This is a genomic window from Burkholderia sp. SR8 (assembly GCF_052851275.1).
This window is the reverse complement of sequence record NZ_JAULUC010000015.1, coordinates 41920-68877: the sequence shown is the minus strand read 5'-3', so window position 1 is coordinate 68877 and position 26958 is coordinate 41920. Positions and strand designations below refer to the sequence as shown.

The 26958-nt window shown below is 68.3% G+C and carries 27 protein-coding genes and 1 pseudogene; 10 read left to right on the top strand and 18 right to left on the bottom strand.

The features are described 5' to 3' along the window. Positions 1-91: 91 nt before the first annotated feature. Positions 92-1231 (top strand): SGNH/GDSL hydrolase family protein, encoded by a 1140-nt coding sequence (locus tag Q3A80_RS19815; protein WP_446330591.1) that lies wholly within the window; start codon positions 92-94, stop codon positions 1229-1231. Positions 1232-1320: 89 nt separating this feature from the next. Here Q3A80_RS19815 and Q3A80_RS19810 read toward each other — a convergent pair whose 3' ends face one another. The 6 genes from Q3A80_RS19810 to pyk all read right to left on the bottom strand — a co-directional run bounded on the left by Q3A80_RS19810 (position 1321) and on the right by pyk (position 8126). Further along, positions 1321-2349: an L-threonylcarbamoyladenylate synthase gene (locus Q3A80_RS19810; RefSeq protein WP_446330590.1), complete on the bottom strand. Its 1029-nt coding sequence runs from the start codon at positions 2347-2349 to the stop codon at positions 1321-1323. A gap of 11 nt (positions 2350-2360) precedes the next feature. Continuing rightward, positions 2361-3557, bottom strand: a complete 1197-nt coding sequence (locus tag Q3A80_RS19805; protein ID WP_446330589.1) for a 5-(carboxyamino)imidazole ribonucleotide synthase — start codon at positions 3555-3557, stop codon at positions 2361-2363. A gap of 79 nt (positions 3558-3636) precedes the next feature. After that, positions 3637-4158: a 5-(carboxyamino)imidazole ribonucleotide mutase gene (gene purE / locus Q3A80_RS19800; RefSeq protein WP_012364611.1), complete on the bottom strand. Its 522-nt coding sequence runs from the start codon at positions 4156-4158 to the stop codon at positions 3637-3639. Between the two features lie 17 nt (positions 4159-4175). Next, the gene (locus tag Q3A80_RS19795; RefSeq protein WP_446330588.1) at positions 4176-5066 is read right to left on the bottom strand and encodes a phosphoribosylaminoimidazolesuccinocarboxamide synthase; all 891 of its coding nucleotides are present in this window, start codon (positions 5064-5066) and stop codon (positions 4176-4178) included. Positions 5067-5297: 231 nt separating this feature from the next. Further along, entirely contained in the window at positions 5298-6362 is a 1065-nt protein-coding gene (gene fba, locus Q3A80_RS19790; RefSeq protein WP_060246980.1) for a class II fructose-bisphosphate aldolase, read from the bottom strand. Positions 6363-6689: 327 nt separating this feature from the next. Then, positions 6690-8126, bottom strand: coding sequence for a pyruvate kinase (gene pyk, locus Q3A80_RS19785; RefSeq protein ID WP_446330587.1), 1437 nt, complete (start codon positions 8124-8126; stop codon positions 6690-6692). On the opposite strand from pyk, the gene Q3A80_RS19780 reads away from it, so the two are divergent. Next, the gene (locus tag Q3A80_RS19780) at positions 8125-8253 is read left to right on the top strand and encodes a hypothetical protein (RefSeq protein ID WP_257785755.1); all 129 of its coding nucleotides are present in this window, start codon (positions 8125-8127) and stop codon (positions 8251-8253) included. The genes pyk and Q3A80_RS19780 overlap by 2 nt on opposite strands. Positions 8254-8410: 157 nt before the next feature. On the opposite strand, the gene Q3A80_RS19775 is transcribed toward Q3A80_RS19780, so the two are convergent. From Q3A80_RS19775 to Q3A80_RS19765, 3 genes are all read right to left on the bottom strand, one after another. Further along, a complete protein-coding gene (locus Q3A80_RS19775; protein ID WP_446330586.1) occupies positions 8411-9607 on the bottom strand; it encodes a phosphoglycerate kinase in 1197 nt (398 codons plus the stop codon). A 280-nt stretch (positions 9608-9887) separates the two neighbouring features. Next, a complete protein-coding gene (locus tag Q3A80_RS19770; protein WP_446330585.1) occupies positions 9888-10211 on the bottom strand; it encodes an AzlD domain-containing protein in 324 nt (107 codons plus the stop codon). Further along, on the bottom strand, positions 10208-10963 hold the full coding sequence (locus tag Q3A80_RS19765) for an AzlC family ABC transporter permease (protein ID WP_446330584.1): 756 nt from the start codon (positions 10961-10963) through the stop codon (positions 10208-10210). The genes Q3A80_RS19770 and Q3A80_RS19765 overlap by 4 nt, the downstream gene beginning before the upstream one ends. A 207-nt stretch (positions 10964-11170) precedes the next feature. On the opposite strand from Q3A80_RS19765, the gene Q3A80_RS19760 reads away from it, so the two are divergent. From Q3A80_RS19760 to Q3A80_RS19735, 6 genes are all read left to right on the top strand, one after another. Then, positions 11171-12094, top strand: a complete 924-nt coding sequence (locus Q3A80_RS19760) for a branched-chain amino acid transaminase (protein ID WP_446330583.1) — start codon at positions 11171-11173, stop codon at positions 12092-12094. 50 nt (positions 12095-12144) lie between these two features. Continuing rightward, positions 12145-12339: a zinc-finger domain-containing protein gene (locus Q3A80_RS19755; RefSeq protein ID WP_006749970.1), complete on the top strand. Its 195-nt coding sequence runs from the start codon at positions 12145-12147 to the stop codon at positions 12337-12339. Positions 12340-12477: 138 nt separating this feature from the next. Next, positions 12478-13515 carry a lipopolysaccharide heptosyltransferase II gene (waaF, locus tag Q3A80_RS19750; protein ID WP_121859459.1) on the top strand — a complete coding sequence of 346 codons (1038 nt, stop codon included), beginning with the start codon at positions 12478-12480 and terminating at the stop codon, positions 13513-13515. A 114-nt stretch (positions 13516-13629) separates the two neighbouring features. After that, positions 13630-14076, top strand: a complete 447-nt coding sequence (locus tag Q3A80_RS19745; RefSeq protein ID WP_040141776.1) for a nuclear transport factor 2 family protein — start codon at positions 13630-13632, stop codon at positions 14074-14076. A 33-nt stretch (positions 14077-14109) separates the two neighbouring features. Further along, a complete protein-coding gene (locus Q3A80_RS19740) occupies positions 14110-15147 on the top strand; it encodes a hydrolase (protein ID WP_446330582.1) in 1038 nt (345 codons plus the stop codon). Then, positions 15140-15754 (top strand): DUF2946 family protein, encoded by a 615-nt coding sequence (locus Q3A80_RS19735; protein WP_446330581.1) that lies wholly within the window; start codon positions 15140-15142, stop codon positions 15752-15754. Before Q3A80_RS19740 ends, Q3A80_RS19735 begins: the two co-directional genes overlap by 8 nt. 37 nt (positions 15755-15791) lie before the next feature. Here the strand turns inward: Q3A80_RS19735 and Q3A80_RS19730 are convergent, their stop codons facing one another. Beyond that, the gene (locus Q3A80_RS19730; protein WP_446330580.1) at positions 15792-17492 is read right to left on the bottom strand and encodes a M48 family metalloprotease; all 1701 of its coding nucleotides are present in this window, start codon (positions 17490-17492) and stop codon (positions 15792-15794) included. Between the two features lie 241 nt (positions 17493-17733). Between Q3A80_RS19730 and moaC the strand changes: the two genes are divergently transcribed. Both moaC and Q3A80_RS19720 read left to right on the top strand, forming a co-directional pair. Further along, a complete protein-coding gene (gene moaC, locus Q3A80_RS19725) occupies positions 17734-18222 on the top strand; it encodes a cyclic pyranopterin monophosphate synthase MoaC (protein WP_446330579.1) in 489 nt (162 codons plus the stop codon). 90 nt (positions 18223-18312) lie between these two features. Continuing rightward, positions 18313-19518, top strand: a complete 1206-nt coding sequence (locus Q3A80_RS19720) for a hypothetical protein (protein ID WP_446330578.1) — start codon at positions 18313-18315, stop codon at positions 19516-19518. 97 nt (positions 19519-19615) lie between these two features. Here the strand turns inward: Q3A80_RS19720 and Q3A80_RS19715 are convergent, their stop codons facing one another. From Q3A80_RS19715 to Q3A80_RS19680, 8 genes and pseudogenes are all read right to left on the bottom strand, one after another. Beyond that, positions 19616-19966, bottom strand: coding sequence for a TonB family protein (locus tag Q3A80_RS19715; RefSeq protein ID WP_446330577.1), 351 nt, complete (start codon positions 19964-19966; stop codon positions 19616-19618). 340 nt (positions 19967-20306) lie between these two features. After that, positions 20307-20429 (bottom strand): annotated as a pseudogene (locus Q3A80_RS19710) (1,6-anhydro-N-acetylmuramyl-L-alanine amidase AmpD); the annotation flags it as partial. Positions 20430-20500: 71 nt separating this feature from the next. After that, positions 20501-22279, bottom strand: coding sequence for a PglL family O-oligosaccharyltransferase (locus Q3A80_RS19705; protein WP_446330576.1), 1779 nt, complete (start codon positions 22277-22279; stop codon positions 20501-20503). A gap of 168 nt (positions 22280-22447) precedes the next feature. Further along, positions 22448-23044 (bottom strand): pilin, encoded by a 597-nt coding sequence (locus Q3A80_RS19700; RefSeq protein WP_446330575.1) that lies wholly within the window; start codon positions 23042-23044, stop codon positions 22448-22450. Positions 23045-23141: 97 nt separating this feature from the next. After that, positions 23142-23846 carry a TerC family protein gene (locus Q3A80_RS19695; RefSeq protein WP_446330574.1) on the bottom strand — a complete coding sequence of 235 codons (705 nt, stop codon included), beginning with the start codon at positions 23844-23846 and terminating at the stop codon, positions 23142-23144. A 156-nt stretch (positions 23847-24002) separates the two neighbouring features. Continuing rightward, positions 24003-24884 (bottom strand): succinate--CoA ligase subunit alpha, encoded by an 882-nt coding sequence (gene sucD / locus Q3A80_RS19690; RefSeq protein WP_006477916.1) that lies wholly within the window; start codon positions 24882-24884, stop codon positions 24003-24005. 146 nt (positions 24885-25030) lie between these two features. Beyond that, entirely contained in the window at positions 25031-26197 is a 1167-nt protein-coding gene (sucC, locus tag Q3A80_RS19685) for an ADP-forming succinate--CoA ligase subunit beta (protein WP_175720016.1), read from the bottom strand. 68 nt (positions 26198-26265) lie between these two features. Then, complete coding sequence (locus Q3A80_RS19680) at positions 26266-26874, bottom strand: DUF2889 domain-containing protein (protein WP_446330573.1); 609 nt, start codon at positions 26872-26874, stop codon at positions 26266-26268. Between the last annotated feature and the right edge of the window lie 84 nt (positions 26875-26958).

Sequence of the window (26958 nt, the reverse complement as noted above, 5' to 3'; positions counted from 1 at the left end):
TTCAGCCAACGGCCGCCGCGCAGCCTGTACCTGAGGAGGCACGCGGCAGATGCACAACACATCGGGCCATATCTACGAGGAGATACATCAGATGCAGACACAACAAATCACGCCGTCGCGCAACCGCCACCGCCTGCTGCGCACCGCGCAAATCGCGATCGCGGGCGCCGCGCTCGCGCTGCTCGCCGCATGCGGCGGCGGCGACGACAACAACGGCAGCAGCGCGTCGAACACGCCGCCGTCCGGCGTGAAGATGCAGATCGTATCGTTCGGCGACAGCCTGTCGGATGTCGGCACCTACTCGCAGATCAAGCTCGGCTTCGGCGGCGGCCGCTTCACGACCAACCCGGGCCAGGTGTGGACGCAGGACGTCGCGCAGTACTACGGCGACACGCTGCAGCCCGCGAACCAGGGCGGCTTCGGCATTCCGCTGCAGGCCACCGGCGGGCTCGGCTACGCACAGGGCGGCTCGCGCGTGACGCTGCAGCCGGGTATCGGCCACGCGGATGCCAGCGTCGCGAACGCGGACTACGCGCAGGCGACGACGACGCCGATCGCCGATCAGGTCAAGCAGTACCTGTCGCAGCACGGCAGCTTCAACGCCGGCCAGATCGTGCTGATCAACGGCGGCGCGAACGACATCTTCTACCAGGCGCAGGTCGCGCAGGCGCAAGGCAACACGCCGGCCGCGCAGCTCGCGGCCGCGCAGGCGATCGGGCTCGCCGCGCAGCAGCTCGGCGGCATCGTCCAGCAGATCGTCGCGGCCGGCGCGACGCACGTGTTCGTCGCGAACGTGCCGGACATCGGCGGCACGCCGCTCGCGCTGCAGGGCGGCACGCAGGCCGCGTTCACGCAACTGTCGGGCCTCTTCAACCAGACGCTGGTCGGCACGCTTGCCGCGCTGAAGGTCGACCCGACGAAGTACGCGGTGGTCGATTCGTTCACGTGGCAGGACGGCATCGCGGCCAACTATCAGGCGAACGGCTTCAGCGTGAAGAACACCGATACGGCGTGCAACCTGAAAGCGATGGTCCAGGCCGCGACGCAGTACGGCGTCGCGAATGCGACCGCGTTCGGTTCGTCGCTGTTCTGCTCGCCGCAGACCTACACGGTCGCGAACGCGGACCAGACCTACATGTTCGCCGATACGGTCCACCCGACGACGCGCCTGCACGCGCTGTTCGCGCAGTACGTCGAACAGCAGATCGCGAAGTCCGGCGTCGGCAAGTAAGCCGCCGGCCACGCGCCCAAACGAAAACGCCTGACCGGTTCGCGCCGGTCAGGCGTTTTTTGTTTGCGTGGACGGTGTGGACGGCGGCGTCAGTCGCGCGCCTCGAACGCTGCGGCCGCGCGGCCGAGCCGATCGTTGACCGCGATCCACTCGACGGTCTCGGGCAGTTTCTCGACGAGAATGCGTGCGACCTGCGCACGGTCGAGCGCGCGCAGCATCCCGTACAGGTCGCGCGCATAGGCTTGCGGATCTTCCGGCGCCGCGACGAAATGCACGCCGTCGGCCTGCGCCCAGCGTCCCGCACGCGATGCGCGCGCGACGAGCGCGACGCGTTCGCCGTCCGCCTGCGCGGCCGCGAGCAGCGGCTCGAGCGCATCGAACGGCAGCAGCGCGAGCGGCGTGCGCGGCGCGTAATGCGCCTTCAGCGTGCCGGATGCGCGCGGCGCGGTCGCGTCGCTGCCGTCCGGCAGGCGCGGCGCGCGGCCGAGCACGTCGGCGATCTGCTGCGGCGTCACGTGGCCCGGCCGCAACAGCGCGGGGAAGCCGCGCGACAGGTCGAGGATCGTCGATTCGATGCCGACTTCGGACGCGCCGCCGTCGAGCACGTGCACCGTGTCGCCGAATTCGTCGCGCACGTGCTGCGCGGTGGTCGGGCTCACGTGGCCGAAGCGGTTCGCGGACGGCGCGGCAACGCCGCCGTGGCCGCCGCGCCGCGCGCTGAACGCGGCCAGCAGCGCCTGCGCGACCGGATGCGACGGGCAGCGCAGGCCGACCGAATCCTGGCCGCCGCTGACGGCGTCGGGAATGCGCGCATGGCGCTTCAGGATCAGCGTGAGCGGCCCCGGCCAGAATGCATCGATCAGCGCCTGCGCATCGGCCGGCAGGCCGGCGGCCCAGTAGCCGGGATCGCCGCCGGGCGGCAGATGCACGATCACCGGATGATTCGCCGGACGCCCTTTCGCCGCGTAGATGCGCGCGACGGCCTCGGGATTCGCCGCGTCGCCGCCGAGCCCGTACACGGTTTCGGTCGGAAACGCGACGAGCTGCCCCGCGTCGAGCAGCGCGGCGGCCGCGTCGATCTGCGCGGGCGTCACCGAGTTCGGGAGATCGATGGACATCGGCACGCGCCTCAGTCGAGCGGCACGCGCAGCAGCTGCGCGCACGCGTTCGCGGCGGCGACCGCGTCGTCGCGCGTCTCGGCCGTGAAGTTCACGTGGCCCATCTTGCGGCCGACGCGCGCTTCTTCCTTGCCGTACAGGTGCAGGTGCGCGGCCGGCATCGCGGCGACCGTGTCCCACGGCGGCGTGACGGCCTCGCCGGTCGCACCGTTCGGGAACCACACGTCGCCGAGGATGTTCAGCATCGCGGCCGGCGAATGCTGGCGCGGGTTGCCGAGCGGCATGCGCGTCATCGCGCGCACCTGCTGCTCGAACTGGCTGGTTGCGCACGCATCGACCGTGTAGTGGCCGGAGTTGTGCGGACGCGGCGCCATTTCGTTCGCGACGAACGAGCCGTCTTCCAGCACGAAGAATTCGACGCACAGCACGCCGACGTAGCCGAGCGTATCGGCGATCCGGATGGCCGCCTGCTGCGCTTCCTCGACGCGCGCCGCATCGGCGGACGGCGCCGGCACGACCGTCAGCGCGAGGATGCCGTTGTGATGCACGTTCTGCGCGAGCGGAAAGGCGGCCGAGCGGCCGTCCGCGCCGCGCGCGATCAGCGCGGACACTTCGTACTTCAGCGGCAGGCGCTTTTCGAGCACGCACGGCACGCCGCCGAGCGCCGCATGCGCGTCGCGCGCTTCCTGCGCGGTGTTCACGCGCACCTGGCCCTTGCCGTCGTAGCCGAGGCGCGCCGTCTTCAGGATGCCCGGCAGCACCGCGGCGAGCGACGCATCGTCGAGCGCGGCGAGTGCCGCCGCCGATTCGATCACGACGTGCGGCGCGACCGGCACGCCGGACGCCTCGATGAAACGCTTCTCCGCGATCCGGTCCTGCGCGACGGCGACGCAGCGGCCGGCCGGCGCGACGAACGTGGTGCGCGCGAGGAAGTCGAGGCTCGCGGCCGGCACGTTCTCGAATTCCGTCGACACGGCCTCGCACAGCCCGGCCAGTTCGGCAAGCGCGGCTTCGTCGTCGTACGCCGCGCGCAGGTGGCGGTCGGCGACCGCGCCCGCTGGGCTCGTCGGATCGGGATCGAGCACGGCGACGCGATAGCCCATCGACTGGGCGGCAAAGCAGAACATGCGGCCGAGCTGGCCACCGCCGACCATGCCCAGCCACGCGCCGGGCAGGATCGGGGAAACGGAATCAGGAGTTGCGGTCATGTCAGTGGTCGGTCGCGGCGGGCGCTGCCCGCCGCAGTGGGGAGGGTCGGACGGCCACGATGTGCAGCCGCCGGTGCCGTCATGCGAGCGGCGGCAGCACCATCGCGTGTGCGGCTTCGTTCTGGCGCACGCGGAACGCGGCGAGCCGGTTCGCATAGTCGACCGACGTGCCGGACAGGATCGACACCGCGAACAGCGCGGCATTCGCGGCGCCGGCCTCGCCGATCGCGAACGTCGCGACCGGCACGCCCTTCGGCATCTGCACGATCGAGTGCAGCGAATCGACGCCCTTCAGGTACTTGCTCGCGACCGGCACGCCGAGCACCGGCACCGTGGTCTTCGCGGCCAGCATGCCGGGCAGGTGCGCGGCGCCGCCGGCGCCCGCGATGATCGCGCGCAGCCCGCGCTCGCGCGCCTTCTCCGCATAGTCGAACATCTCGTCGGGCATCCGGTGCGCGGACACGACCTTCGCTTCGTACGGCACGCCGAATTCCTGCAGGATCGCGACCGCGTTCTTCATCACGTCCCAGTCGGAACTCGAACCCATCAGCACGCCGACGAGCGGCGCGCTGTGCGTGTGGGCAGTCTGGACTTCACTCATTTCGTGCGTTTCCTCTGTCAGGCGAGCGGCTGGCCGGTGATGCGTTCGAGCGCTTCCTGGTACTTCGCGGCCGTCTTCGCGACGACGTCGGCCGGCAGCGCCGGGGCCGGCGCGGTCTTGCCCCACGGCTGCGTCTCGAGCCAGTCGCGCACGAACTGCTTGTCGAACGACGGCGGGTTGGTGCCGACCTGGTACTGGTCGGCCGGCCAGAAGCGCGACGAATCGGCCGTCAGCACTTCGTCCATCAGATACAGCTTGCCGTGGTTGTCGAGGCCGAATTCGAACTTCGTGTCGGCGATGATGATGCCGCGCGTCGCCGCGTAGTCGGCCGCTTCCTTGTACAGCCTGATCGAGATGTCGCGGATCGTCGCGGCCAGCTCGGTGCCGATGCGGCGCTCGGTTTCCTCGAACGTGATGTTCTCGTCGTGCTCGCCGAGTTCGGCCTTCGCGGCCGGCGTGAAGATCGGCTCGGGCAGCTTCTGCGCGTTCTGCAGCCCTTCCGGCAGCTTCACGCCGCACACGGCGCCCGATTCCTGGTATTCCTTCCAGCCGCTGCCGGCCAGGTAGCCGCGCACGACCGCTTCGATCATGATCGGCTCGAGGCGCTTGACGACCGCCGCGCGGCCCTTGACCTGCTCGACTTCGTCAGCCGCGACGACCGATTCCGGCGCGTCGCCGGTCAGGTGGTTCGGCACGATGTGCGCGAGCTTGTCGAACCAGAAGTTCGCCATCTGGTTCAGCACGCGGCCCTTGTTCGGAATCGGCTCGCCCATGATCACGTCGAATGCCGACAGGCGATCGGTCGTGACGATCAGGAGCTTGTCGTTGCCGACCGCGTAGTTGTCGCGGACCTTGCCGCGACCGAGGAGCGGCAGCGAGCGGAGCGTGGATTCGTAAAGGGTAGACATCGTCTTTTCGCAGATAAGGAGCCAAACAAAAAGGGAAACGCCGTTCCCCGCGGCAGGCGGGAACGGCGGTCTTGCAATGCGTCGGCGAACCGGCGGGCGCTCGCGCCCGCGGCTGCCGGCCGGCCCTTGTTCGGCCGGACGGAACGGCTGTCAGGGCCGGATCGGATCCGGCGCCCGGGCAGCCAGCCTCGACCCGGCGGCAACGCCGGGCGGGGCAATCGTACTACAGTCTCAGCGCACGACCTGCGCGAGCGCGCCGGACTTGTACTGTTCGGCGATCTTGTCGAGCGCGACCGGCTTGATCTTCGCGGCCTGGCCTTCGCAGCCGAACGCGAGGTAGCGGTCGACGCACACCTTCTTCGCCGCTTCGCGCGCGGGCTTCAGGTAGTCGCGCGGATCGAACTTGCCCGGGTTCTCGAACATGTAGCGGCGGATCGCGCCGGTGATCGCGAGACGCAGGTCGGTGTCGATGTTGATCTTGCGCACGCCGTGCTTGATGCCTTCCTGGATTTCCTCGACCGGCACGCCGTAGGTTTCCTTCATGTCGCCGCCGAATTCGCGGATCTCGGCCAGCAGCTCCTGCGGCACCGACGACGAACCGTGCATCACGAGGTGCGTGTTCGGGATGCGCGCGTGGATTTCCTTGATGCGCTGGATCGACAGGATGTCGCCCGTCGGCTTCTTCGTGAACTTGTACGCGCCGTGCGACGTACCGATCGCGATCGCGAGCGCATCGCACTGCGTAAGCTTCACGAAGTCGGCGGCCTGCTCCGGATCGGTCAGCAGCTGCTCGCGGGTCATCGTGCCTTCCGCGCCGTGGCCGTCTTCCTTGTCGCCCTTCATCGTCTCGAGCGAACCGAGCACGCCGAGTTCGGCTTCGACCGTCACGCCGATCGAGTGCGCCATCTCGACGACCTTGCGCGACACGTCGACGTTGTATTCGTACGAGGCGACCGTCTTGCCGTCGGCTTCGAGCGAACCGTCCATCATCACGCTGGTGAAGCCGCTGCGGATCGCGGCCATGCAGACCGCCGGCGACTGGCCATGGTCCTGGTGCATCACGACCGGGATGTGCGGATACGACTCGACCGCCGCTTCGATCAGGTGGCGCAGGAACGGCTCGCCCGCATACTTACGCGCGCCGGCCGATGCCTGCATGATCACGGGCGCGCCGACCTGATCCGCCGCCGCCATGATCGCCTGGACCTGCTCCAGGTTGTTCACGTTGAAGGCCGGCAGGCCGTAACCGTGCTCTGCCGCGTGGTCCAGCAATTGACGCATTGATACGAGAGGCATTGTGGAACTCCTTGGAATGAAAACCGGTGCGCCCTGACGCCGGCGCGGCGCTCGCTCCCGTCTGAACCGGGACGGCACGGCGCGGCTGAGCGTCGAATAGCCGCATTTTATCGCGAAGCGCCTCCGATTCCGACCGCCCGGCGGCGCGCACTCGCAATTTGTTACCTTCGCACGGCACAATCGGGGCAAAAAACAGAAAAAAAGCCGCGCGGGGCATCGGACCCCGCGCGGCTTTCGATCAAAAAACGGTGCCGGATCAGCTCCGGCGGCCGGTCGACCGGTCGCCGGACCGGTCGCGGCATGTCTAGCGGCGTCGGTCAGGCCCGCTCAATAGTGCTCGCCGACGCGCACGATCTTCAGCGTGTTCGTGCCGCCCGCCTGCCCCATCGGCTCGCCGACGGTCAGCACGACCATGTCGCCGTGCTGCACGTAGCCCTGCTTGACGACGATCTCGAGCGCCGCCTGCAACGCCGAGTCGCGGTCGCTGTTGAAATCGACGTGCAGCGGCGTCACGTTGCGGTACAGCGCCATCGTGCGCTCGCTGCCGACGCGCGGCGTCAGCGCGAAGATCGGCACGTGCGTGTAGTGGCGCGACATCCACAGCGCGGTCGCGCCCGATTCGGTGAGCGCGACGATCGCCTTCGCGCCGAGGTGGTACGCGGTAAACAGCGCGCCCATCGCGATCGACTGGTCGATCCGCGTGAACGTGCGATCGAGGAAATCCTTGTCGAGCTCGACCTCTTCGGACTTTTCCGCCTCGACGCACACGGCCGCCATCGTCTCGATCGTGACGACCGGGTACTTGCCGGCGGCCGTCTCGGCCGACAGCATCACCGCATCGGTGCCGTCGAGCACCGCGTTCGCGACGTCCGACACTTCCGCGCGGGTCGGCACCGGCGCGTGGATCATCGACTCCATCATCTGCGTCGCGGTGATCACGAGCTTGTTCGACTCGCGCGCCATCCGGATCATCCGCTTCTGCAGCGCGGGCACGGCCGCGTTGCCGACTTCCACCGCGAGGTCGCCGCGCGCGACCATGATCCCGTCGGACGCGTCGAGAATGCTCTGCAGCGCCGGAATCGCTTCCGCGCGCTCGATCTTCGCGATCATCTTCGGCTTGATGCCGTACGGCGCGCCCGCGATGTTCGCGAGCTGGCGCGCCATTTCCATGTCGGTCGCATTCTTCGGGAACGACACCGCGACCAGATCCGCGCCGAGCGACATCGCGGTGCGGATGTCCTCCATGTCCTTCGCGGTCAGCGCGGGCGCCGACAGGCCGCCGCCCTGGCGGTTGATCCCCTTGTTGTTGGACAGCTCGCCGCCCACCTTGACGACCGTGTGGATCTCGTCGCCGAGCACGCGCTCGACGGTCAGCACGATCAGCCCGTCGTTCAGCAGCAGCAGGTCGCCCGGCTTCAGGTCACGCGGGAGCTCCTTGTAGTCGAGGCCGACCCGCTCGTCGTTGCCGAGCTCGCAGCCCGCGTCGAGGATGAACGCCTGACCCGGCGTCAGCGTGGTCTTGCCGTTCTCGAACTTGCCGACGCGGATCTTCGGCCCCTGGAGGTCGGCCATGATCGCGATCTCGCGGCCGACCTTGCGGGCGGCCTCGCGCACCATCTCGGCGCGCTGGCGGTGATCGTCGGCCGTGCCGTGCGAAAAATTGAGCCGCACGACGTCGAGGCCCGCCTGCATCATCTGCAGCAGAATCTCCGGCGAACTGGAAGCCGGGCCGATCGTGGCGACTATCTTGGTGGCGCGCTGCATGAAACTCCTCTTCTGGATCAAGGTGGATGCGCTGGGTGAAACGCTGCGAGAGCCGGAATCGGCGGGCCCAGCGGCGGCCGTTCCGGGGGGCGTGCCGGTGCTTGCGCCCGGCATCGCTTTGTTCTGAATCTCGTGGTGCTGCACGGCCGCGTCGCCGGCGGCCGCCGGTGCGCGCGGGGCCGAGTTCGCCCGCGCGGGCGCGCGTTTGCGCTTGCCCGCGCCGGCCGGCTGCTCCGCTTTCGCGGAGCGCGCGGCCCTCGTCACCCCTGCGCGCGCCGCCACGCTCAGGCCGCCCGCGTTTCGAGCACTTCCACCGCCGGCAGCTTCTTCCCCTCGAGGAACTCGAGGAAGGCGCCGCCGCCCGTCGAGATGTAGCTGACCTGGTCGTGGATGCCGTACTTCGCGATGGCCGCGAGCGTGTCGCCGCCGCCCGCGATCGAGAACGCGGACGATTTGGCGATCGCTTCGGCGAGCGTCTTGGTGCCGTTGCCGAACTGGTCGAACTCGAACACGCCGACCGGGCCGTTCCACACGATCGTGCCGGCCTTCTCGAGCTGGCTCGCGAGCGCGCGGGCCGTATCGGGGCCGATGTCGAGAATCATGTCGTCCGCTTCGATGTCGGCGACCTGTTTCACCGTGGCCGCGGCCGTCGGCGCGAATTCCTTCGCGGTGACGACGTCGGTCGGGATCGGCACCGACGCGCCGCGCTCGCGCGCTTCGTCGATGATCGCCTTCGCCTCGGCGACGAGATCGGCTTCCGCGAGCGACTTGCCGATCGACAGGCCGGCCGCGAGCATGAACGTATTCGCGATGCCGCCGCCGACGATCAGCTGGTCGACCTTGCCGGCCAGCGACTTCAGGATGGTCAGCTTGGTCGACACCTTCGAGCCGGCGACGATCGCGACCAGCGGACGCGCCGGGTTGCCGAGCGCCTTGCCGAGCGCGTCGAGTTCCGCAGCAAGCAGCGGGCCCGCGCACGCGACCGGCGCGTACTTCGCGATTCCGTGGGTGGTCGCTTCCGCACGGTGCGCGGTGCCGAACGCGTCGTTTACGTACACGTCGCAGAGCTTCGCCATCTTTTGCGCGAGCTCGTCCGAATTCTTCTTCTCGCCCTTGTTCACGCGGCAGTTCTCGAGCAGCACGACCTGGCCGGGCGCGACGTTCACGCCGTTTTCCACCCAGTTCGCGACGAGCGGCACGTCGCGGCCGAGCAGTTCGCCGAGGCGCTTCGCGACCGGCGCGAGCGAGTCTTCCGGCTTGAATTCGCCTTCGGTCGGACGGCCGAGGTGCGACGTGACCATCACGGCCGCGCCGGCGTCGAGCGCGGCCCGGATGGCCGGCACGGACGCGCGCACGCGCGTGTCTTCGGTGATGTTGCCGTGATCGTCCTGCGGGACGTTCAGGTCGGCGCGGATGAACACGCGCTTGCCGGCGAGCTGGCCGGCGGCGATCAGGTCGGTAAGACGCTTGACTTGGCTCATGTTGAACAGATTGAAGTAGTGGATGGGGAAAGGGGGTTCACGCTGGACGTGCGCGGGCTGCCGCGAAAGGGCGCCGGATGCGGCCGTGGCTGGCGGTTCGCATGACGCGCACGGGTAAAAATCTCGAACGGGCATTCTAGCCGATCCACCCGGCAGACTGACCCGTGCGGCGGCGAATTCCGCCTATTTGGGATCGTGCGTGCCGGGCGACACACTGCTGCAATGCAGCAATGCGCACCCGCAAGCGCGCCGGTGCATGGGCGGCCGGCGCCGCGGCCAGTCAGAAGATCAGGCGCAGCGCGGTAAAGACGAGCATGCCGATCACGATCGTGCCGAGCATGCTGCGCCGCCACAAATACCAGCCGAGGCCGGCGAGCGCCGCGTAGAACGGATGATTGGACAGCGCGAACGACAGCCCGGCCGGCGTTTCGAGCACGTCCGGCAGCACGACCGCGACGAGTGCGGCGGCCGGCGCATAGCGCAATGCGCGCTGCGCGCGCTCGGGCAGCACCGTGCGCTCGCCGCCGAGCAGGAACAGCGCACGCGTGACAGCCGTGACGATCGTCATCCCGACGATGACGATCCAGATTTCGGTCGCGCTCAATCGATTTCCTTTTCGTGCACGGTTTCGGTACGGATGCGCCGCCAGTCGGCGCGCTCGACGAAGAAATCCGCCGTGCAGCCGGCGGCGAGCGCCGCGAGCACCGCGATCGGCAGCGCGAGCCGGTACGGCAGGTCGAACGCGATCAGCGACACGATGCCCGCGACCGCGACGGCCGCGAGCGTCGAACGGTTCGCGACCGCCGACACCATGATCGGGATCAGCGCGAGCGTGCCGGCCAGTTCCAGCCCCCAGCTCGCGGGAAAGAAGCTCGCGAGCAGGATGCCGGCGAGCGACGACGCCTGCCACGACGCCCAGCTCGCGAGCGCCATCCCCCAGAAATACGCTTCCTTGCCGGGCACGTGGCCGTACGCGAAGCCCTGTTTCTGGAACAGCAGGTAGATCACGTCGCCGTTGAAATAGCCGATCGCGAGACGCCGCCACAGCGGCAGGTAGGAAAAATGGGGCGCAAGCCCGGCGCTGAAGATCACGAAGCGCAGGTTGACCATCGCGGCCGTGAGCAGGATCGTCCAGATCGGCAGCTTCGCGACGAGGAGCGGCAGCACCGCGAGCTGCGACGAGCCCGCGTAGACGAAGATCGACATCGCGCTCGCCTGTCCGAGCGTCATCACCGACTTGCTCATCGCGACGCCGGTGACGAGGCCCCACGACAGGATCGCCATCAGCGTCGGGGAATAGTCGCGGGCGCCCTGGATCAGCGCGAAGCGGTCGGTGGCGGACAATCGAGCGAGCATCGGAAAGCGGGCCGCAGCGGGCGGTTCGGCCGGGCGCCGGCGTCTCCTGCCGGCAAGGCCCGTCGTTATTGGAATCGGTACCGGCCGATTATAGCGCCGGCCCTGTGCCGACCGACCGGATCGACGCCAAATGACGCTAAAATAAGCGTCTTTCCGGCTCAACGCTGCACACAACCCGCAGCACCTCACTGCTTCCAGGAGAATCCTATGTCAATGGCCGACCGCGACGGCAAGATCTGGATGGACGGCAAGCTGATCGACTGGCGCGACGCCAAGATCCACGTCCTGACCCATACGCTGCACTACGGCATGGGCGTCTTCGAGGGCGTGCGCGCGTACAAGACGGCCGACGGCAGCACCGCGATCTTCCGCCTGGCCGAGCACACCAAACGTCTGCTGAATTCGGCGAAGATCTTCCAGATGGACGTGCCGTTCGACCGCGAAACGCTCGCGGCCGCCCAACTGGAAGTCGTGCGCGAGAACAAGCTCGAGTCGTGCTACCTGCGCCCGATCATCTGGGTCGGCTCGGAAAAGCTCGGCGTGTCGGCCAAGGGCAACACGATCCACGTCGCGATCGCCGCATGGCCGTGGGGCGCGTACCTCGGCGAGGACGGCCTCGCGAAGGGCATCCGCGTGAAGACGTCGTCGTTCACGCGCCACCACGTGAACGTGTCGATGGTGCGCGCGAAAGCGTCGGGCTGGTACGTGAACTCGATCCTCGCGAACCAGGAAGCGACCGCCGACGGCTACGACGAAGCCCTGCTGCTCGACGTCGACGGCTACGTGTCGGAAGGCTCCGGCGAGAACTTCTTCCTCGTCAACAACGGCAAGCTGTACACGCCCGACCTGTCGTCGTGCCTCGACGGCATCACGCGCGACACGGTCATCACGCTCGCGAAGGATGCCGGCATCGACGTGATCGAGAAGCGCATCACGCGCGACGAGGTCTACACGGCCGACGAAGCGTTCTTCACCGGTACGGCCGCCGAAGTCACGCCGATCCGCGAGCTCGACAACCGCACGATCGGCAGCGGCGCGCGCGGCCCGGTCACGGAAAAGCTCCAGTCGGCGTTTTTCGATATCGTGTCGGGCAAGAACGCGAAGTATTCGCACTGGCTGACCAAGGTCTGAGCGCGCCGCGCGACCGACCGCCCCACAAAAGAGTGATAAGAGAAAGTCTCATGAGTGAAATCAAGGAAATGCCGCTGGTCGAGCTGACGGCCAAGGATCTTCCCGCCTACTGCCCGAACCCGGCGATGGCGCGCTGGAGCGCGCACCCGCGCGTCTTCATCGACGTGTCGCACGGCGAGGCGCGCTGCCCGTACTGCGGCACGCGCTACAAGCTGCGCGACGGCGAGGTGGTCAAGGGCCACTGAGCCCCGGTCCGGGCCCGTGGGCCCGCCGCACGCGAGGCGGCGCAGCCGGAAACCCGGCGCGCCGCCCTTTTCCTGTTCTGACAACCCGAACGCGGTGCCTGCGCGCCGTGCTTCATTACGACATCGGAAGTCGACCTGATGCGTCGAGCGCTGGTTATCGCACCGAACTGGATCGGTGACGCATTGATGGCGCAGCCGCTTTTTGCGCTGCTGAAGAAGCTCCATCCCCGCATCGCGATCGATGCCGTCGCGCCCACCTGGGTCGCGCCCGTGCTCGAGCGGATGCCCGAGATCCACGATGTCTACGCGACCGATCTCGCGCACGGCAAGCTGCAGCTGCTGCGCCGCTGGCAGCTCGCGAGCGACCTGCGCGACGTCGGCTACGACGCGGCGTACGTGCTGCCCAATTCGCTGAAGTCCGCGGTGATCCCGTGGCTCGCGAACATTCCGCTGCGGATCGGCTATACCGGCGAGCACCGCTACGGGCTGCTCAACGTGCGGCACGCGAACCCCGACAAGTCGGCCGAGCGGCCGCCGATGACGACGCACTACGCGGCGCTCGCGTATGCGCCGGGCGCGAAGCTGCCCGAGTCGATGAAGACGCTGCCCGCGCCGCGCCTCGACGCGGACCTGAACGAGACGGCGCGCGTGTCCGCGCGTTTCAATCTCGATACACGCAAGCCGCTCGTCGTGTTCTGCCCGGGCGCGGAATACGGCCCGGCCAAGCGCTGGCCGCCCGAGCATTTCGCGACGCTCGCGACGATCGTCCACCAGTCGTTCCCGTACACGCAGATCGTCGCGCTCGGCTCGCAGAAGGACGCGGCCGCCGCGCAGGCGATCGCCGACCACGCGCCGAACGTGCGCAACCTGTGCGGGCAGACGTCGCTGTCCGAGGCCTGCGCGCTGATCGCGCGCGCGAACGCGGTCGTGACCAACGATTCGGGGCTGATGCACGTTGCCGCCGCGCTGCGCCGGCCGCTCGTCGCGCTGTACGGCTCGACGGATCCGCGCCACACCCCTCCGCTGTCGGAGCTGGCGAAGGTACAATGGTTGCATCTCGAATGCAGTCCCTGCTTCGAACGCGAGTGTCCGCTCGGCCATCTGAACTGTCTGCGCGAACTCGGGCCCGAGCAGGTATTCGGCGATTTGCGCGGCATGCTCGTCGGGCAGCGCTGACCCTGACCGGCAGCGTCGCACGACGCGCCGGGCAATCCGATTCACCGGTGTATGGCGGCCCTACCCGGGCCGCCGTGCGAATACGGCGCGCGACGCGCGCGAGAGACAACCCCGATGCCACGTTTTGCCCGCCTTTTCGAAGCCGCTGCCGATACGCTGAACGCCTACTACCAGGCCGTCGCCGATGCCAATCTCGACGCGCTGCTGGGGTTGTGGATCGACGAGGACTTCGCCAGCTGCGTCTGGGCCGACGGCGAGCATCTGCACGGCCTCGACCAGATCCGCAGCGGGCTCGGCAATCGCCTCGCGACGCGCCCGGTGACGATCGAGCCGCTCGACATCCGCGTATACGATAGCCTCGGCACCGTCGTCTACACGATCGCCGAGGCGCATCAGCAGGCCGACCTGACGGCCGAACCCGACATGGTTTTCGCGACGTACGTGATGATCCACGAACGCGGCGAGTGGCGGATCGCGCACATCCACGCGAGTCCGATTCCCGAACAGGCGGCCGGACAATTCGCCGCGAAGATCCGTCACGGGCAGGGTCCGCTGCACTGACGAAGAACGAAGCAACGCATTAGCGGGGCGATCATGAGTACGGCTTCTCCGCCCACCTCGCCGCTGACCGGGGCCCCGGCCCCCGACGACGATTCATTGCGCTATCGCGCACCGCGCTGGCTGCCGAACAGCCATGTGCAAACCATCGTGCCCGCGCTGTTCGCGCGACGACCGACCGTCGCGTACCGACGAGAGCGATGGGAAACCCCCGACCACGACTTCATCGATCTCGACTGGGTCGCGCACCTCGACAGCGCGGCGCCGCCGCCCGACGCGCCGCTGTTCGTGCTGTTCCACGGCCTCGAAGGCAGTTCCGGCTCGCACTATGCGCTCGCGATGATGTCCGCCGCGCGCGCGAAGGGCTGGCATGCGGTCGTCCCGCACTTTCGCAGTTGCAGCGGCGAGCTCAACCGGCAGCCGCGCTTCTATCATCTCGCCGACAGCGCGGAGGTCGACTGGATCCTGCGCCGGCTCGCCACGCAGCATCGCGGACCGATCGTCGCGGCCGGCGTGTCGCTCGGCGGCAACGTGCTCCTGCGCTGGCTCGGCGAGCACCGCAGCGACACGTCGATCGTGCATGCGGCCGCCGCGATCTCGACGCCGATCGACGTGCATGCCGGTGGCCGCGCGCTGTCGCAGGGCTTCGCGATGGTCTACACGCGCAGCTTCCTGAAGACGCTGAAACGCAAGGGGCTTGCGAAGCTCGACCAGTATCCGGGGCTGTTCGACCGCGACGCGATGCTGCGGGCCGTGACGATGCGCGACTTCGACGAAGTCGTGACCGCGCCGCTGCACGGCTTCGCGAACGCGGACGACTACTGGACCCAGGCCACGACGCGCCCGCTGCTGCGCGCAATCGACGTACCCACCCTGATCCTCAACGCCCGCAACGATCCGTTCCTGCCCGAATCCGCGCTGCCGAGCCCCGCCGACGTGTCGCCGGCCGTCGAGCTCGACCAGCCCGCGCACGGCGGCCATGCGGGATTCATGACCGGGCCGTTCCCCGGCCGCCTCGACTGGCTGTCGGCGCGGGTGTTCGGCTATTGCTCCAAATTCGTCGACCATGGATGACATCGTCAGGCAGGCCATCGCCAAATGGCCCAACGTTCCGCACTGCACGGGCTGGCTGCTGCTCGACCGGCGCGGCGAATGGCGGCTGCGCGACGACGCTGCGCAGGCCGCCGGCGAACTCGGCTCGCCGATCCGGCATGCGGCGCTGAACGCGTTCATCGGACGGAACTACGAGTGCGATGCGCACGGCCAGTGGTTCTTCCAGAACGGGCCGCAGCGCGTGTACGTCGAACTCGCGTATACGCCGTGGATCGTACGACTGGCCGAGCGCGACGGAAAGCTCGCGCTCACCGACCAGACCGGCGCGCCGTTCGAACCGGACGCCGCGTGGCTCGACGATGCGGGCGGCGTACTGTTTCGCGCGGCCGGCACACCGCCGCGCATCGCCGCGTTGCACGACCACGACCTCGGCCTGTTCGCCGATCACGCGGACTTCGACGCGCAGCCTCCCGTACTGCGCTGGTGCGACGGGCACACGCTGCCGCTCGGCAACGTCGCCTGTGCCGACGTGCCGGCGACGTTCGGCTTCGTCGTGAGCCCTGCGCAGCGCGCGCGTCGCGATCAAGACGCGCCGCCGGATGGCGGCGACGGTGACGTCGACAGCTGAGCGCGCAGCAGCAGCCGTGACCGGGGGCTGACGGCCGTCATCCGCGGCCGTTCTTCTCGTCCTCGCGCTCTTCCTTGTAGCGCGCCTCGAATTCCAGCAGCCGTGCGCCGATGATCGACTGGTCGTAGAACGACACGTCCTTCGCGTCGCGCGCCTCCTTCAGCTGGCGGATCGCCGACGGCCACGCGCCGTCGAGCGCCAGCTTTTCCGCGAGCGCACGGCGCCGCGCAAGCACGTCGCCGCGTCCGTCGCTCGCCTTCGCGAGGTAGTCCCACCAGTCCGGCTGCTCGGGGTCCGCCTTCGCCTGCGTGCGCGCGAGCGCCTGCGCGTCGGCGAAGCGGCGCGCGGCGAGCAGCGCCTGCAGGTGCGCGACGATCGCCGCGTGCGACGCCGGCCAGCGCCGCTGCGCGAGCGCCGCGAGCCGCACTGCGTCGTCGGTGCGGCCGGCACGGCGGGCGATGTCCGCGGCCAGCACGTCGAGGCTCGGCGAACTCGTGGCCGGATCGTCCGCGCGCCGCTCGCGTGCGTCGAACGCGGCGCGTGCCGACGCGAGCGCGCGGTCGGCCGCGTCGTATTGGCCGAGCAGCGTGTTCGCGAGCGCGATCCCGTAGTCGTTCGCCGCGACGTTCGGCGCGGTGCGATCGTCGATTTCGAGCTGCATCCGGCGCGCCTCGGCCGCGATGTCGTTCGGCGCGCGGTTCTGCAGGATGCGCAGCCGTGCGCGCACGAAACCGTATTCGGCCGACTGGCGCGGCTGCCGGTACGGCGCACGCCGCGCGCGATCCTCCATGTCGGCGATCCGCTCGCCCGTCAACGGGTGCGTGCGCGCATAGGCCGGCACGCCCGCGTCGCCCATCGACGCGCGTTCGAGCCGTTCGAAGAAGCCCGGCATCCCGTACGGGTCGTAGCCGGCGCCCGCCAGCAGCTGAAACCCGACGCGATCGGCCTCGCGCTCGGCCGACCGCGAGAAGCGCAACTGGTTGTCGACCGCATACGCCTGCCCGCCCATCGCGATCGCGCTGCCCAGGTCGCCGCTGCGCGCGAGCACGCCGGCCAGCACGCCGAGCAGCATCGTCGCGAGCGCGGTGTAGCCCGTCTTCTCGTTCGCGCCGATCATCCGCGCGATGTGCCGCTGCAGCACGTGCCCCATCTCGTGGCCGACCACCGACGCGAGTTCCGATTCCGTCTGCGTCGTGACGACCAGCCCGCTGTTGATGCCGATGAAACCGCCCGGCATCGAGAACGCGTTGATCTGCGGATCGCGCACCGGGAACAGGTCGAAGTCCGGCGTGTAGCCGCCGATGTAGCGCGCCGCCGCCGCGGCCGCGAGCCGCGCGGCCATTGCGTTCAGGTAGTCGCGCACCAGCCAGTCGTCGAGATAGTCGGGGTCGCGCCGCACCTCGCGCATCACGCGCTCGCCGAGACGGCGCTCCGCCTGCGGCGTGAGCGAACCGCCGGAGCCGTCGCCGAGATCGGGCAGTTCCAGCGCGCGCAGCGGGGCGCGCAGGGTCGCGACGGGCGCGGAGGCGCCGCCGGCGCCCACGCCCGAAAAGCGGCTTTCCGCGCCGCCGTAGGTGCCGAACACGCCGGGCGCGATGCCGGCCGGCACCGTCGAAAGCGACGGCGATGCGCCGGCCGCCGGCTCGAGCGGCAGCGCCGACGCGCGCTGGGCGTAGCCGCTCGGCGGCACCGAAAGCGCCGCCGACAGCAACACGGCAAGCAACTGTTTGACACGCATGGCAGGTTGAAGGCGACGCCGTCCCGCGCGCCGGGCGCGCATCGCGGCGTTTGGTCTGAATATTCGGGTCATTGTACCGGTGCGATCGCGACTGTTCGGTGCGGCGAACGCACGATCTGCGCGCGTGGCGTCGTACCGGCCGCTGCTATGATAGGCGCCCGTTGAAACGTTGCAGATGTTTGCGGCCCGGCGCCGGATGCGGCGAACCGAGCGGCCGCGACACCCGAGATCGGAGCACGACATGTCAGGACTTACCCATTTCGACGCCGCCGGCCACGCGCACATGGTCGACGTCGGCGGCAAGCAGGAAACGCAACGCATCGCGATCGCGCGCGGCACGATCCGGATGTTGCCCGCGACGTTCGCGCTGATCCGCGACGGCAAGGCGAAGAAAGGCGACGTGCTCGGCGTCGCGCGCATTGCCGCCATCCAGGGCGCGAAGCGCACCGCCGATCTCATTCCGCTGTGTCATCCGCTCGCGCTGACGCGCGTGGCCGTCGACTTCGAACTCGACGATGCGCTGCCGGGCGTGCATTGCATCGCGCAGGTCGAGACGTTCGGGCGGACCGGCGTCGAGATGGAGGCGCTGACGGCCGTGCAGGTCGGGCTGCTGACCGTGTACGACATGTGCAAGGCGGTCGATCGCGGGATGGTGATCACCGACGTGAGCGTGCGCGAAAAGCGCGGCGGGAAGTCGGGGGACTGGAAGGCGGAGGATGCGGCGGGGTAAAGCATGCGTGCCGCGGGGCAATTCGGAGGAATCGTCGGCCGTAACGATTCGCCGGCTCAAATTTCAGAAAATCAAAACGACACGTCATCGATGAAGAAGACGCTCAAGTACGCGGCGCAGATACTGTGCACGCTTGTCATGCTACCGCCCGCGAGCTTCGCCGCCGGCCCCTGCCCCGCCGCCGACACCGCCGCGCGCGCCGCCCTCGACGCGCAACATCGCGTGCAACACGTCCCCAACCCGGAAAGCGACGGTGCCGGCACCGTTGACGTTTCGCCGCCTTTACGCGACGCGCTTCGCGCCTACAAGCAGGCACTCGTCACGGCGATCGACGCGCGCCTTGCATGCAGCGACGAACACGTCGAACCGGCCACACTGAAACGCACGCTCGCGGCGACGCTCGGCGTGCCCACCCAACCTGCCCAGCCGAAAGCCGGCGAATCGTCGTTCGGCCGCAACCCGAATATAGACGTCACGCGCGACGGCACGTCCCGCCCGCTGCTGTTCGTACGCGCCGGCTTCGACATCGCATGCGGCGACGACAACCTGCTCACCGCGTACGCGTGGGAAAACGGCGGCTGGCGGCGCGTGCTGCGCTGGCAGGCCGACGACTACAAGGATATCGGCGGCGCGTACGGCGGCGGCTTCTGGTTCGGCGCGTTGCCCGGCGGGCAAGTGGCGATCGTCCATGGCACGCCGTGGTGCTCGTCGCGCTGGAGCCGCTTCGGTGCGGACGTGGTCGCGCCGGCCAACGGTTCGGCCGCGCAACGCACGCTGTTCCACACTGCGCACGGCTACGTGATCGACGACGATGCGATCCGCTTCAAGGTTCGCGCCGACGGCTTCGAGCTACGCACGACCGTCGGCTCGCTCGACAGCGACGTGATGACGCGGCCGGGCATCTTCCGCTATCGCGTCGACGGCGACACCGTGCAACGTGTGCAGCCGGCGGCCGCCAACGGCCGCGATTTCGTCGACGAATGGTTGAAGGTGGACGACGCGCTCGCGCGCGAATGGAGCGAACCTGCGGCCGCCGCGGCAGCGCTGAAAGCCCGGCAGGCGTTCAACGCCGAAAGCAAGGCGCCCGATATCGGCTTCGCATACGGCCCGGTACGCGGCTGTTCCGACAGCAAGGATCGCTTCCAGGTCGAACTGGATCTGACGGGCAAGGGCGGAGAAACGGTCGCGCGTCGCTACGCGCTGATCCGCCAGGAGCGCAACGGCTTCACGATGCTCGGGCTGCGCAATGCGCCCGAGCCCGCGTGCCGCGGCGCGGATCTGATGCCGCGGCGCTGAATGGCGGCCGCGTGGCGCAACGGTGAAATCGCACCGGACGAGCAACGATGATCGGCGGCCGGTGCGTCACGGCATGACCGTACGCACCGGCCGCGCGTCATTCGGCGCGCCGCGGCTCGAACACGAATGGTTGCGTGAGCAGGAACGGATTCGCGGTGGCGCCGGTCTGCGCGCAGGTCGCATGCGTCATCGCGTCGACGGCCGCACGGTCCGCCGCCGCGTTGCGGCTGCTCGTCGTCACGGTCACGTTCTGCGCTTCGCCGGAAGTCGTCATCAGCGCACGCACGAGCACGGTGACCGGCCGCGTCAGCGGCTTCGCGCCGTCCGGATAGACGGCGCGCGGAATGTGGCAGGTGAGCTTGCTTTCCTGCGACGACGACAGCATCGCGCAGCCGGAAAACAGCACGGCGACGGCAGGCAGGATCAGGAGTGTGGAGCGAAGGGCCATGGTCGATGTCGTTCTTCAGTACTGTTCCGGACGAATGCCGCACCGGCGTACGTCGTGCGCCGCCTGCATCGCCCCGCGCCGCGGCCATCGGACCGGCGCCCCGTTACGGCCGCACGGCCGATCGTTGCATCGGCCGCGATCCTGCTTGGCGGATTCCCCGATCGCCGGGGCGGCGTTCGCCTGGGCGGCACGCGCCGCCCGGGCATACGAACGCTTTCGCGCATTGTGCACGCACCGTGTTTCCCGTGGCAGCGATTTGACAATGGTTGACGCGAATCGCACCGCATTACCCGGATACCCGTTCTCAGCGCGAAACAATCGCTGGCCCGTCACGGGCTGCCATCGCGTCGCCGCCGAACTCGCCCGATGGCAGGCTGATGTTGCGGACGACGACGAGCGTCGGCACCGCGCCCGCGGGCCGCGCCTCGAAATTCGGCGACGGCGCATGGCGCGCGTCGCGCACCCAGCCGTGTGCCCCACGGCGTCATCGCGCGACAACACATGCCGGAATTCCCCGCCCGGCGCTGCGCGGCATCACTCCGAATCGTCTTCCGCGTCTTCATCGTCCGCGTCGGCCGGGACTTCGCCGTACTTCGCGACGACGGCCGCCTTGAACGACTTCAGCGCCGGCTGCTGGTCGCACAGCTTGTACAGCGACGCGAGCTGCTGCGGCCAGTCCTTCAATTCCTTCGCGAAAACGTGCAGCCGCGCGACCGTATCGAGCGCGTCGGCGTCGCGGTCGGCCAGCGCCTGCAGCGCCGCATAGCGGCGCAGCACCGTCTCGCCGGGCAGCAGCGCGATCGCGCGCTCGTGCGCGGCAAGCTTGAGCGGCAGGTTGTCCGGCGAAATCGTCAGCAGCGTCGCCGCGCCGTAATCGCCCCATGCGCCGAACAGCAGCGACGGCGCATCGCGGTACTGCGCGGCCGGATCGCTACCGTAATACAGCACTTCCGCGCGCTGGTAGTCGCGCAGCACCGGCACCGCCGCCAGCACGCCGCCGACCGACAGCACCGCGAACAGCGCGAACGCCGCGCGGCCCGGCAGGATGCGCAGCGGCTTCACGTCGAGCAGGCCGATCACGAACATCGCGGGCAGCAGAAAGAACATGTACTGCTGCGGGTATTCGACGAGCGCATGCATCAGCAGGATGCCGATCAGCGCGAGACCGAACACGCGTGTGCTCGACTGCGGCGCGCGCACGGCACGCACGAACCACGTCACGAGCGCGATGACCAGCACGCCGAGGCCGACGAAGCCGGACTTCGCGAGCAGGTCGATGAAGATATCGTGCGAGTTGTTCGCGATCTCGACACCGCCGAGCGTGCGCACCAGCGCGAACTGGTGCGACGGGAACTCGCCCCAGCCGACGCCGAGCACCGGATGCTCGCGGAACATCGCGAGCCCGTACTTCCACAGCGCGAGGCGCGGTGCGATCTGCCCGGCGTCGCGCATCCGTTCGGCCGCCGATTCGGCGAGCCCGAGATGGAAATGCACGTTGGCCCAGCGCACCGCGACGTTCACCGCGACGAACGCCACCGCGAGCACGACCGGCATCAGCCACGCGCGGCGGTTGCCCGGCGTGCGGCGCGACTCGAGCCATGCCATCCAGAAGCCTGCGACCACCATCACCGCGACCTGCAGCCACGGACCGCGCGATACCGTCAGCGCGAGGCCGGCCGACAGCACGATCGACAGCGCGAGCCATGCCCACACCGCGAGACGGCGCGTCTGCACCAGATACAGCGCGCCTGCGAGCGCGAACGCGATGTAGCTCGCCAGGTGGTTCGCCTGCGCCATGTTGCCGTACGGGCGGCGATCGACCGTGATGTTGTACACGACGACGAACGGCGACAACGCGGACTCGAGATGGAACAGCTGCGCCACCTGGGTCGCAACCGCGAACACGCCGCCGACGAGCAGCGCGCCGGCCATCATGCGAGCAGTTGCTTCGGCGAGCCCTTCGCGTGCAAGCGTATAGCCGGCCTGCATCGCGACCAGCGCGGCGGCCAGATAACCGACCGCCAGCCAGTTCATCGACGGCACCTTCAGCGGCATCAGCGCGACCTGCGCGATCAGCACCGCGGCGAAGCCGAGCGGCGCGACGAACGCGGCCGGCGCGGCAAACGGTTGCGCCGGGCGGCCCGTGCGCGCGAGCAGCACGACGGAGAGCCCTACCAGCAGGTACAGCACCAGCGCGGCAAATTCGGAATAGAAGGTCGGGATCGGATACGTGTGATTCGTGATCGCGTACGGCACGATCAGGGCGACAGCCAGCGCAACGAGCGGCAACGAACGGGAAAAAGTAGAAGGCATGAGCGAACCGGATGTCAGCAACCGGCGCACTATACAAAACTTTCCCCCGTCTGTGCGGCCGCCGTCGCGCCGCCACGCGACGCGGCAGAACCGGCGCGACCGGCCGGCGCAGCTGGCACCGCATCGTGCACGCCGCCCCGCCCTGCCCCGGCGCGCACGCCGCTGATCCTACGCGCGGCACTCCGCAGGCGCGTATTTCGCAGGCAACGTCGCGGCCTCGGCCGGCAACGGGCCTGCTCCGGGCGCCGGCAGCGACGATGCGGTCTTGCCGGACGCAAAGCATTCCCACGCGATCGCGCCGGCCTGCATCGCGCCCTTTTTGAGCGGCACGCGTGCGGTCGGCGTGTCGGCCTTGTCGGGCGCGGACGGCACCAGCACCAGCGTATTCGCGCCGGCCGCGGCGACGCGGGTGGTGAACGTCACCGTGATCTGGCCGGTGTCGCCGTCGATCGCGACGGACTCGACGTTGCGGGTGCCGGCCGGCGGGCTGTAGCCGCCGTCGAGCCCGGCGCCGCTCGCGGCGTTGTCGGCAACCGCGAGCCGCGCGGACGATGCGAGTGCGAGTCCCTCGCCCACGCGCGAGCGCGCGAGGTAATCCTGGTAAGCGGGAATCGCATACGCGGCGATCACGCCGACGATCGCGAGCACGATCATCAGTTCGATCAGCGTGAAGCCGGCCGGCCGCCAGCGCGGCACCGGCCGGCGCGCGTGCCGCAGGTCGGCGGCGATGCGACGGAACAGGGAAACGGAAAAGGCTTCGAACATGACTGGCTCCGGAAACGAAAAACGCCTGCCGAATCGGGCAGGCGTTTCGATCGTAGCCAGCGGGCCGCGAACCCGGCAGTCGGCCGGACGGCCAACGTCAATGCGCGTGCGGCACGGCGCGGCGGCGCCGCAGCGCATAACCGGCCGCCACGACGAACAGTGCGCCGGCGATGCTCGCGCCGTAGACCGCGGCCGGCGTATCGAGCACCGGCCAGCGATCGCCGACCGGGTCGTGCACCATCAGCCCGCCCGCGATCCAGCCGAGCAGCCCCGCGCCGAGCGCGACGACGACCGGGAACCGGTCGAGCAGCTTCAGCACCAGCGTGCTGCCCCACACGATGATCGGCACGCTCACCACGAGCCCGAAGATCACGAGCGCCAGCCGGTGCGACGGATCGGCCTGCTCGGCCGCGCCGGCGATCGCGATCACGTTGTCGAGGCTCATCACCGCGTCGGCGATCACGATCGTCTTCACGGCGTCCCACAGCCGGTCGGCCGGCTTCACGTTGTCGTGCGCATCGGCGTCCGGCGCCATCAGCTTGATGCCGATCCACAGCAGCAGCAGGCCGCCGCCGAACTTCAGGAACGGCACGTCGAGCAGCACCACTGCGAACGAGATCAGCGCGACCCGCAGCAGGATCGCGCCGGCGGTGCCCCATACGACACCGCGCAGCCGCTGATTCGCCGGCAGGTTGCGGCACGCGAGCGCGATGACGACCGCGTTGTCGCCGCCGAGCAGGATGTCGATGATGACGATCTGGAATACGGCGCCCCAGTGCAGCGACGTCAGGAATTCAAGCATGAGTGGTATCGGATGGAGGAACGGCAGTCGGGCAGGCTGCCCGCTTCATCGCCGGCGCATGCGTCGCGCATGCCCGGGGCTTACAAATTCATTGCGCGAGCATAACAAAAAACGCCGGCAGAGCCGGCGTTTTTTGCAGGACGAACCACGCGGAAATTACAGCGCCTTCTTCAGCAGACGGCCCATTTCCGACGGGTTGCGCGTGACGGTGATGCCGCACGCTTCCATGATTTCCAGCTTCGCTTCGGCCGTATCCGCACCGCCCGAGATCAGCGCGCCGGCGTGGCCCATGCGCTTGCCCGGAGGCGCCGTGACGCCAGCGATGAAGCCGACGACCGGCTTCTTCATGTTGTCCTTGATCCACTCGGCGGCGTTGGCTTCGTCCGGACCGCCGATTTCGCCGATCATCACGACCGCATCCGTATCCGGATCGTCGTTGAACATCTTCATCACGTCGATGTGCTTCAGACCGTTGATCGGGTCGCCGCCGATACCGACTGCCGACGACTGGCCGAGGCCCAGCGCGGTCAGCTGCGCAACCGCTTCATACGTCAGCGTGCCCGAACGCGACACGACGCCGATGCGGCCCTTGCGGTGGATGTGACCCGGCATGATGCCGATCTTCAGTTCGTCCGGCGTGATCGTGCCCGGGCAGTTCGGCCCGAGCAGCAGCGTCTTGCGGCCTTCGCGACGCATGCGGTCCTTCACTTCGATCATGTCGCGCACGGGAATGCCTTCCGTGATGCAGATCGCGAGATCGAGGTCGGCTTCGACCGCTTCCCAGATCGCGGCAGCAGCACCTGCCGGCGGAACGTAGATGACCGACACGGTCGCGCCGGTTTCCGCCTTCGCTTCCTTGACGCTCGCGTAGATCGGAATGCCTTCGAAATCTTCGCCGGCCTTCTTCGGGTTCACGCCCGCGACGAATGCTTCGCGGCCGTTTGCGTATTCACGGCAGGCGCGCGTGTGGAACTGACCGGTTTTGCCGGTAATGCCCTGCGTGATGACCTTCGTGTCCTTGTTGATCAGAATCGACATGTATTTTGACCTCTGTTCGATTGGCGTCGCGTGCAAGCCGCGCCGCCATGCGTATTCGATAGCTATCAAGAAAACGCCGGGCAGCCCCAAGTTTTCTTGACCCCTCTGGGGCCCTGGCGCGCAGCGCCAGGTCCGGGGGCGCTTCTTTACTTGCCTGCGGCAGCCGCGACGACCTTCTGCGCAGCCTCTTCCATGCTGTCGGCCGAGATGATCGGCAGGCCCGAATCGGCCAGCATCTTCTTGCCGAGGTCCTCGTTCGTGCCCTTCATGCGCACGACGAGCGGCACGTTCAGATTCACGGCCTTCGAACCGGCGATCACGCCTTCCGCGATCACGTCGCAGCGCATGATGCCGCCGAAGATGTTCACGAGGATCGCCTTCAGGCCCGGGTTCTTCAGCATCAGCTTGAACGCTTCCGTGACCTTCTCGGTCGTCGCGCCGCCGCCGACGTCCAGGAAGTTCGCCGGTTCGCCGCCGAACAGCTTGATGGTGTCCATCGTCGCCATCGCGAGGCCTGCGCCGTTCACGAGGCAGCCGATGTTGCCGTCGAGCGAGATGTACGCGAGGTCGAACTTCGACGCTTCGATTTCAGCCGGATCTTCTTCGTCCAGATCGCGGTACGCGACGATTTCCGGGTGGCGGAACAGCGCGTTCGAGTCGAAGTTGAACTTCGCGTCGAGTGCGATGACCTTGCCGTCGCCGGACACGTTCAGCGGGTTGATTTCAGCCAGCGATGCGTCGGTTTCCCAGAATGCCTTGTACAGGCCTTGCAGGATCGCGCGCGCTTGCGGGATCGACGCAGCCGGCACGCCGATCTTCGCGGCGAGGTCGTCGGCCTGGGCATCCAGCAGGCCCGTCGACGGCTCGACGATGACCTTGTGGATCAGTTCCGGGTGCTTTTCGGCGACTTCCTCGATGTCCATGCCGCCTTCGCTCGAACCCATCAGAACGATCTTTTGCGACACGCGGTCGACGACGAGGCTGACGTACAGTTCCTGCTTGATGTCCGCGCCTTCTTCGATCATCAGACGGTTGACCTTCTGGCCTTCCGGACCGGTCTGGTGCGTGACGAGCTGCATGCCGAGGATCTGGTTCGCGTATTCGCGCACCTGCTCGATCGACTTCGCCACCTTCACGCCGCCGCCCTTGCCACGGCCACCCGCGTGAATCTGAGCCTTCACGACCCAAACCGGGCCGCCGAGCTCTTCTGCCACCTTGACGGCCTCGTCAACCGAGAACGCCGGCTTGCCGCGCGGTACCGCGACTCCGAATTTCCGCAGGATTTCCTTACCCTGGTACTCGTGAATCTTCATGCGTGATTCCCTTCAGTCTGAGAGTTGGATGAAATGTCGCTTAAGACGCTTCTTCGAATGATTTCCGTTCATTCCTTCGTGCTGCCTTCACCGGGCAGATCCGGCCGGAGCGGGCCATACCACCGCGGGTAGTACTGCCGCACGACCTCGCCGTCGAACCGCAGCGCCCGGCAACGGCCGAGCTGGAAAGGCGGTTCGGCGTGCACGCCGTCATGGTCCGGTCCTTCGCCGCCCTCCTCGCGCACGTTCCATACGTCGCCGGCGAACGCCTGGATCGCTGCGGTGGGCAGCACGGCGCACAGTTCGGTGAGATGGGAACAGCCTGCGACGCCGGCGAGCAGCCGGTTCGCGTTACGGCGGAAATTGCGGAAGAGGTTGAGCCCGATGAGGGCCCGATAGGCAGGAGGGGCGGATTGACAGTGACCGGGATAGGGAACCCATTCCGACGACGCTTCGGCGTCGACGACATTGAGGTCACGATCGATAGTCACGCGCAGCCAGAGTTCGTGGATCGGCAGGCCCTGAGGCCGGATGCCCGACGCAAGCGCGACATCGCGCGGCTTGTGGTCGGTCAGGCAGGCTTCGATATCCCACAAGCCGTCGCCGCGCTCGTAGGCTTCCGCTCGGATTGCGCGTCGATGTCGCAACTGACGGGGCACGGGCTCGGATAGCGGCATGCTGGAGGTTGAGGCCGAAGAGGAAAACCCGTGGATTTTAGCATATTGGGTATTTGAGGCAGTCGGCCGCAACGGCGGGTATTC

Coding starts and splice junctions, on each gene's coding strand:
- Q3A80_RS19680 (WP_446330573.1), bottom strand. CDS start 26,874: ATGCCGCTATCCGAGCCCGTGCCCCGTCAGTTGCGACATCGACGCGCA.
- Q3A80_RS19735 (WP_446330581.1), top strand. CDS start 15,140: ATGGATGACATCGTCAGGCAGGCCATCGCCAAATGGCCCAACGTTCCG.
- Q3A80_RS19760 (WP_446330583.1), top strand. CDS start 11,171: ATGTCAATGGCCGACCGCGACGGCAAGATCTGGATGGACGGCAAGCTG.
- Q3A80_RS19745 (WP_040141776.1), top strand. CDS start 13,630: ATGCCACGTTTTGCCCGCCTTTTCGAAGCCGCTGCCGATACGCTGAAC.
- Q3A80_RS19705 (WP_446330576.1), bottom strand. CDS start 22,279: ATGCCTTCTACTTTTTCCCGTTCGTTGCCGCTCGTTGCGCTGGCTGTC.
- Q3A80_RS19715 (WP_446330577.1), bottom strand. CDS start 19,966: ATGGCCCTTCGCTCCACACTCCTGATCCTGCCTGCCGTCGCCGTGCTG.
- Q3A80_RS19780 (WP_257785755.1), top strand. CDS start 8,125: ATGAAACTCCTCTTCTGGATCAAGGTGGATGCGCTGGGTGAAACGCTG.
- Q3A80_RS19815 (WP_446330591.1), top strand. CDS start 92: ATGCAGACACAACAAATCACGCCGTCGCGCAACCGCCACCGCCTGCTG.
- Q3A80_RS19775 (WP_446330586.1), bottom strand. CDS start 9,607: ATGAGCCAAGTCAAGCGTCTTACCGACCTGATCGCCGCCGGCCAGCTC.
- Q3A80_RS19755 (WP_006749970.1), top strand. CDS start 12,145: ATGAGTGAAATCAAGGAAATGCCGCTGGTCGAGCTGACGGCCAAGGAT.
- Q3A80_RS19805 (WP_446330589.1), bottom strand. CDS start 3,557: ATGACCGCAACTCCTGATTCCGTTTCCCCGATCCTGCCCGGCGCGTGG.
- Q3A80_RS19695 (WP_446330574.1), bottom strand. CDS start 23,846: ATGCTTGAATTCCTGACGTCGCTGCACTGGGGCGCCGTATTCCAGATC.
- Q3A80_RS19720 (WP_446330578.1), top strand. CDS start 18,313: ATGAAGAAGACGCTCAAGTACGCGGCGCAGATACTGTGCACGCTTGTC.
- Q3A80_RS19730 (WP_446330580.1), bottom strand. CDS start 17,492: ATGCGTGTCAAACAGTTGCTTGCCGTGTTGCTGTCGGCGGCGCTTTCG.
- moaC (WP_446330579.1), top strand. CDS start 17,734: ATGTCAGGACTTACCCATTTCGACGCCGCCGGCCACGCGCACATGGTC.
- Q3A80_RS19765 (WP_446330584.1), bottom strand. CDS start 10,963: ATGCTCGCTCGATTGTCCGCCACCGACCGCTTCGCGCTGATCCAGGGC.
- sucC (WP_175720016.1), bottom strand. CDS start 26,197: ATGAAGATTCACGAGTACCAGGGTAAGGAAATCCTGCGGAAATTCGGA.
- waaF (WP_121859459.1), top strand. CDS start 12,478: ATGCGTCGAGCGCTGGTTATCGCACCGAACTGGATCGGTGACGCATTG.
- purE (WP_012364611.1), bottom strand. CDS start 4,158: ATGAGTGAAGTCCAGACTGCCCACACGCACAGCGCGCCGCTCGTCGGC.
- Q3A80_RS19740 (WP_446330582.1), top strand. CDS start 14,110: ATGAGTACGGCTTCTCCGCCCACCTCGCCGCTGACCGGGGCCCCGGCC.
- fba (WP_060246980.1), bottom strand. CDS start 6,362: ATGCCTCTCGTATCAATGCGTCAATTGCTGGACCACGCGGCAGAGCAC.
- Q3A80_RS19795 (WP_446330588.1), bottom strand. CDS start 5,066: ATGTCTACCCTTTACGAATCCACGCTCCGCTCGCTGCCGCTCCTCGGT.
- sucD (WP_006477916.1), bottom strand. CDS start 24,884: ATGTCGATTCTGATCAACAAGGACACGAAGGTCATCACGCAGGGCATT.
- Q3A80_RS19700 (WP_446330575.1), bottom strand. CDS start 23,044: ATGTTCGAAGCCTTTTCCGTTTCCCTGTTCCGTCGCATCGCCGCCGAC.
- pyk (WP_446330587.1), bottom strand. CDS start 8,126: ATGCAGCGCGCCACCAAGATAGTCGCCACGATCGGCCCGGCTTCCAGT.
- Q3A80_RS19810 (WP_446330590.1), bottom strand. CDS start 2,349: ATGTCCATCGATCTCCCGAACTCGGTGACGCCCGCGCAGATCGACGCG.